This window comes from Terriglobus sp. YAF25 (assembly GCF_052113305.1).
GTDB lineage: Bacteria > Acidobacteriota > Terriglobia > Terriglobales > Acidobacteriaceae > Terriglobus.
The window spans coordinates 1-4596 of the sequence record NZ_JBFRCY010000363.1; the positions used below are offsets into that span (position 1 = coordinate 1).

The 4596-nt window shown below is 58.1% G+C and carries 9 protein-coding genes; 4 read left to right on the plus strand and 5 right to left on the minus strand.

The window, feature by feature from the left end:
- Positions 1 to 78 precede the first annotated feature (78 nt).
- Positions 79 to 381 carry a DUF167 domain-containing protein gene (locus AB4043_RS15585; RefSeq protein WP_442302729.1) on the minus strand — a complete coding sequence of 101 codons (303 nt, stop codon included), beginning with the start codon at positions 379 to 381 and terminating at the stop codon, positions 79 to 81.
- On the minus strand, positions 378 to 1070 hold the full coding sequence (locus AB4043_RS15590) for a YggS family pyridoxal phosphate-dependent enzyme (protein WP_442302730.1): 693 nt from the start codon (positions 1068 to 1070) through the stop codon (positions 378 to 380). Before AB4043_RS15590 ends, AB4043_RS15585 begins: the two co-directional genes overlap by 4 nt.
- A gap of 27 nt (positions 1071 to 1097) precedes the next feature.
- Between AB4043_RS15590 and AB4043_RS15595 the strand changes: the two genes are divergently transcribed.
- A complete protein-coding gene (locus AB4043_RS15595) occupies positions 1098 to 1427 on the plus strand; it encodes a DMT family protein (protein WP_442302731.1) in 330 nt (109 codons plus the stop codon).
- A gap of 55 nt (positions 1428 to 1482) precedes the next feature.
- Positions 1483 to 1752 carry a hypothetical protein gene (locus tag AB4043_RS15600; protein ID WP_442302732.1) on the plus strand — a complete coding sequence of 90 codons (270 nt, stop codon included), beginning with the start codon at positions 1483 to 1485 and terminating at the stop codon, positions 1750 to 1752.
- A gap of 155 nt (positions 1753 to 1907) precedes the next feature.
- On the opposite strand, the gene AB4043_RS15605 is transcribed toward AB4043_RS15600, so the two are convergent.
- The 3 genes from AB4043_RS15605 to trxB all read right to left on the minus strand — a co-directional run bounded on the left by AB4043_RS15605 (position 1908) and on the right by trxB (position 3916).
- Complete coding sequence (locus tag AB4043_RS15605) at positions 1908 to 2381, minus strand: DUF4188 domain-containing protein (protein ID WP_442302733.1); 474 nt, start codon at positions 2379 to 2381, stop codon at positions 1908 to 1910.
- 2 nt (positions 2382 to 2383) lie between these two features.
- Entirely contained in the window at positions 2384 to 2797 is a 414-nt protein-coding gene (locus AB4043_RS15610) for a VOC family protein (protein ID WP_442302734.1), read from the minus strand.
- 165 nt (positions 2798 to 2962) lie between these two features.
- Complete coding sequence (gene trxB / locus AB4043_RS15615) at positions 2963 to 3916, minus strand: thioredoxin-disulfide reductase (RefSeq protein ID WP_442302735.1); 954 nt, start codon at positions 3914 to 3916, stop codon at positions 2963 to 2965.
- Between the two features lie 89 nt (positions 3917 to 4005).
- On the opposite strand from trxB, the gene AB4043_RS15620 reads away from it, so the two are divergent.
- Together AB4043_RS15620 and AB4043_RS15625 are read left to right on the plus strand one after the other, a co-directional pair.
- A complete protein-coding gene (locus tag AB4043_RS15620; RefSeq protein WP_442302736.1) occupies positions 4006 to 4206 on the plus strand; it encodes an allantoinase in 201 nt (66 codons plus the stop codon).
- A gap of 207 nt (positions 4207 to 4413) precedes the next feature.
- The coding region (locus AB4043_RS15625) for an FAD-dependent oxidoreductase (RefSeq protein ID WP_442307462.1) at positions 4414 to 4596 on the plus strand (183 nt) is incomplete at its 3' end.

Sequence of the window (4596 nt, forward strand, 5' to 3'; positions counted from 1 at the left end):
GCGAAACTGCATGAAAAATGTCTCCGAATGAGGAATGGCGATTCGCAAATCGCAATCGGGATTTGGGCTTGCTCTTCCTTAAGTATACGTGGCCGGGGTCAGCTTCGCTGCGACCTCCTCGGCCCGGATGCGTGTAATCAAAACCATTTTGGATCGGTTGGTCTGGCCGCTCTTCAGCTCTATCCGGCTTTGAGGAAGCCCCAGTATTTCAGCAAGATAGCGCAACAATGCGACGTTGGCTTTGCCGTCTACGGGAGGTGCTGTCAATGCGATTTTGAGTGCCCCATCGTGCTGGCCGGTAATCGCGTTGCACCGGGCGCCGGGATGGAGACGGACTGGCAGCAAGCAATCCTCGCCAACCTGCTGCAGTCGCAGACTCATGGCTGCAGGTACTCCCTTTCGCCGAAGATGGCTGTCCCCACACGAACGCAGGTGGAACCTTCTTCAATGGCCACGGTGTAGTCGTGCGACATCCCCATGGAGAGCTGAGTGAGGGTAGCGATCCTGGTCTGTGCCTGGTCGCGCAGCTCACGCAGACGGCGGAAGTAAGGACGTGCCTCTTCTCCCTGCGCATCCAACGGTGGCACCGTCATGAGGCCGACCGGCACCACATGTGTGAGCACGGGCAGAGCCTCCAGCAAGGCAGGGAGTTCCTCCGGAGCCATGCCATGCTTTGAGTCTTCGTGCGAGAGCTTGATCTCAAGCAGGATCGGAAGCTTGCGCCCAAGTGCCTGTGCGGCCGTGTCGAGCCGTTGTGCGATGCGTAGCGAATCGACGGCCTCAATCGTATGGAAGATCCCGGCGGCCTTATTGGTCTTGTTCGACTGCAGGGGGCCGATGAGATGCATCTCCAGGCCTGGCAGAGAGAGCTGCGCGGACTTCGCCTCCCACTCCTGCACGCGATTCTCACCAAAGAGCCTCTGTCCCGCGGCATAGGCCTCTTCAATCGCCGATGCGGGATGTGTCTTGGAGACCGCCATCAGGGCGACATCGGCTTCACTTCTGCCGGCCTTGGCGCAGGCTACGGCGATCTGTTCGCTGACGCGCTCCAGGTTCTCTACGATGGACATATCTCTAGTTTTGCATCTGAGGAAGATATGTGGACGATTCTGCTTCTCATTGGTTCGAACATCTTTATGACTATCGCCTGGTATGGCCACCTGAAGCATCGCGATGCCGCGCTGTGGAAGGTGATTCTCATAAGCTGGGCAATTGCCTTTTTTGAGTACTGCCTGCAGGTCCCGGCCAACCGCATCGGCGCCGGCAAGTTCTCTCCGGAACAGCTCAAGGTGCTGCAGGAGGTCATCACCATGTCGGTCTTCGGTGTCTTCGCCGTGTTGTATTTCGGCGAGAAGTTGCGCTGGAACTACTTCGCCGCCTTCGGGTGTCTGATAGGCGCCGCCTTTTTCATGTTCCACCGCTTCTAAACGGGCAGCAAAAACGGTGCAGCGTGCGTCTTAGCAAAACGCACGGAGGTGAAAGATGACCTACATGACACGCGCTGCGGTGCTCGGGTGCGCCCTGAGCCTGGGCTTGGCCGGTTTGGCTCAGGAGACCAGCCAGCAAACCCGCCAGGAAGCTAATAAACAGGAGCAGAAACAGTTGAAGAAGGACGCCAAGGCTGAAAAAGCTCAGGCAAAGGCAGATAAAGCTAAGCGGAAGCAGCTGGATTCCAGCGAACAGAAGAAAGCCGACAAGACCCAGGACAAGGCCGATAAGAAGGCCACAGAAGCGGCAGAGCCGCCGAGGTAGTTCCCGGTTGCTAGTTCCTGGTTGCTGGATAAAAACGAAGCGGATCGAGCCCAGCTCGATCCGCTTTTGCCTGCCATGGCTGCCAATACACTGGGTGCCCATCCATCGCAACGCGATGGGTGGGATATTTGCGAGGTCCCAAGGCCCAAACAATCCTAGTCTTGCTGCAACCGCTCCCGCGCCGTATTCAACCGTCCTATCGCAGGCACATGCTGTCCGGCACTGGCCAGACCGAAGCGTGGCATATCCGAGTAGATCGCTTCGTACTGTCCGGCCTTGACCAGATAGGTCTCGTGAAAGACACCCACGACTCCGCTCTTCACCACGCGGCGGTTGAACTCAGCCCATGCCGGCAGATGTTCATGATTGCGGGCATGCGCATAGGCATGAAGCTGGTCGAAGGTGCGCCAGTACTGTACCGTCATCAGCGTGCGCCGGCCCAGGAAAATCTCGTGCCGCAGAAAGCCGAGCTCCGGCTGGTGATAGAGCTCCTTCAGCATGCGCGGCATCGTCTTCGTGACTGGCATCCATTTGTGTATAGCCAATAGCGAGTTGATGCGCATGCCGATCAGGAAGACGACAAAATCGCCTTCGAGCTGTGCGGTGTAGCGTCCCGTTTGTACCGACATACCTACTTTGCCCTCCATTGAAGTACGATGCCGAACCCATCCGGATCACGCATTTCTAGCTGCCGCATGCCGTACCAGGCTGTCTGCGGAGGCTTGCAGGAAACGCCCTTTGCCTTTAGCTCTTCATAGGCGCCATCCACATCCGGACAGCCAAGATAAAGCGTGGTGTCCTGGTGAGCCGCAATGCGCATAGGGTTTTCCAGGTTGGGACGTCGGCCTTCGTCGTAAGCGGTATTCAGCATCAGCTCCGCATCATCGCGCTTGAGCCATGCCCAGTGAAAGAGCTCTACTCCGTCCTCAACCGTATAGGTCGCGGAACGTTGATGGATCACAAAGCCGAGGTTGTCGCAGTAGAAGCGCACTGATCGCGGCATATCGAAGACTCCAAGAAGCGGACAAAGGCCGCGAATCTCCATGAAGGGACCTCCGTAAAGGTGCCGACAGGATATCGCGGCCTTATGAATTACGTTTTGTGCTCTTAGAGCGTTCTCCCTGCTGCTGGGCATCCCGGAAGGGGTGTTTCCTTGCGAAAACGCCCATAGATGTGGAAGTCCTACACTACACCCACGGGAAAAATGCTCTTACCTTCCGTGCTCTTCGAGGAACTTCTCCACTTCCAGCGCGGCCATGCAACCGGTGCCCGCAGCCGTGATGGCCTGGCGGTAGCGGCGGTCCTGCACGTCGCCAGAGGCGAAGACGCCGGGAACAATCTGTCCGTTCAGAGTGCAGAAGACGTTGTTCACGGTCTTGATGTAGCCGTCGTCGTCCAGGTCGATCTGGTGGCGGAACATCTTCGCGTTCGGCTCGTGACCGATCCCGAGGAACAGACCCGACAGCGGCAGATTCTCTACGACGTTGGTCTTGATGTTCCGCAGCTTCAGACCTTTGACGTCCTTCTCTTCTACGCCCAGAACCTCGTCCACTACCGTACTGGTGCGGAAGACGATGTTCGGGTGAGCCATCGCGCGCTCCAGCATGATCTTGCTGGCACGGAAGCTCTCGCTGCGGTTGATCAGCGTGACCTTGGTCGCGAAGCGGGTGAGGAAGAGAGCCTCTTCCATGGCGGAGTCGCCGCCCCCCACGACTGCGATTTCCTTGCCGGAGAAGAAGAATCCGTCGCACGTAGCGCAGCTCGAGACGCCGTGACCGATCAGGGCCTGTTCGCTGGGAATATTCAGCCAGCGGGCCGAAGCTCCGGAGGCGATGATCAGCGTGCGGGTGTGGATAGTCTCCTTGCCCAGGTTCAGCTCAAAGGGGCGCTTGGAAAGATCGACCGAGACCAGGTGAGCCATCGTGAGCTCCGCGCCAAAGCGCGTCGCCTGCTGCTTCATGTTCTCGATCAGCTCGGGTCCCTGTACGCCCTGGGGCCAGCCGGGGAAGTTCTCGACCAACGTGGTGATGGAAAGCTGTCCGCCGGGCTCATGACCCTCCAGAACGAGGGGCTTCAGGTTGGCACGGGCGGTATAGATGGCGGCCGTCAGGCCGGAGCAGCCGGAACCGAGGATGACTGTGTCGCGGGTTGTATGGTCGGACATGGCTAAGGTTTGATTGTAAACGGCCTCCCGAAGATTCAAACCCACCCCACCCTCCGCCGTGGCCCGGTTTTCAGAGCGACAATAGACCTATGGCGAATCTTGTACTTGTCTATGGAATGCGACTTCTGCCCGCCGATGAGATCTCCTCGATCGGCGATGCCCCCATCGAGCTGAAGAACGGCAACGCGGCCCGGGTGACCATGCATCTGCTGGAAGGCTCCCGGGAACAGATTGAGGCCCAGTTGAAGCAGAGCCTGGACGCGTTCTTCGACTTCTATCCCGAAATTTAGGGGTTTTACCGGCCCCTACTTTTGATCTCGGGCCGGCTGGGATTTGGGTGAGCCGGTAGCGCAACCTGTTGCATCGTATTGTTTAGAGCGTTTTCCATGTTGCTGATATTCCGCAAGGGCGCGCGACGGCGTTTTCACTGCGGAAAGCGCCCATAGAATGCGAAGTCCTACACTACACCCACAGGGAAAATGCTCCAGGGGGTAAAGATGGCCGAACGGAAGCGGGTAGTCATTCTGGGAGCAGGCTTTGCCGGTCTGGTTGCGTCACAGAAGCTGGCAAAAGAGGCGGTCGATATCACGATCGTCGATCGCCGTAATCACCATACCTTTCAGCCGCTGCTCTATCAGGTGGCTCTGGCCGTGCTGAATCCTTCCGATATTGCACAGCCT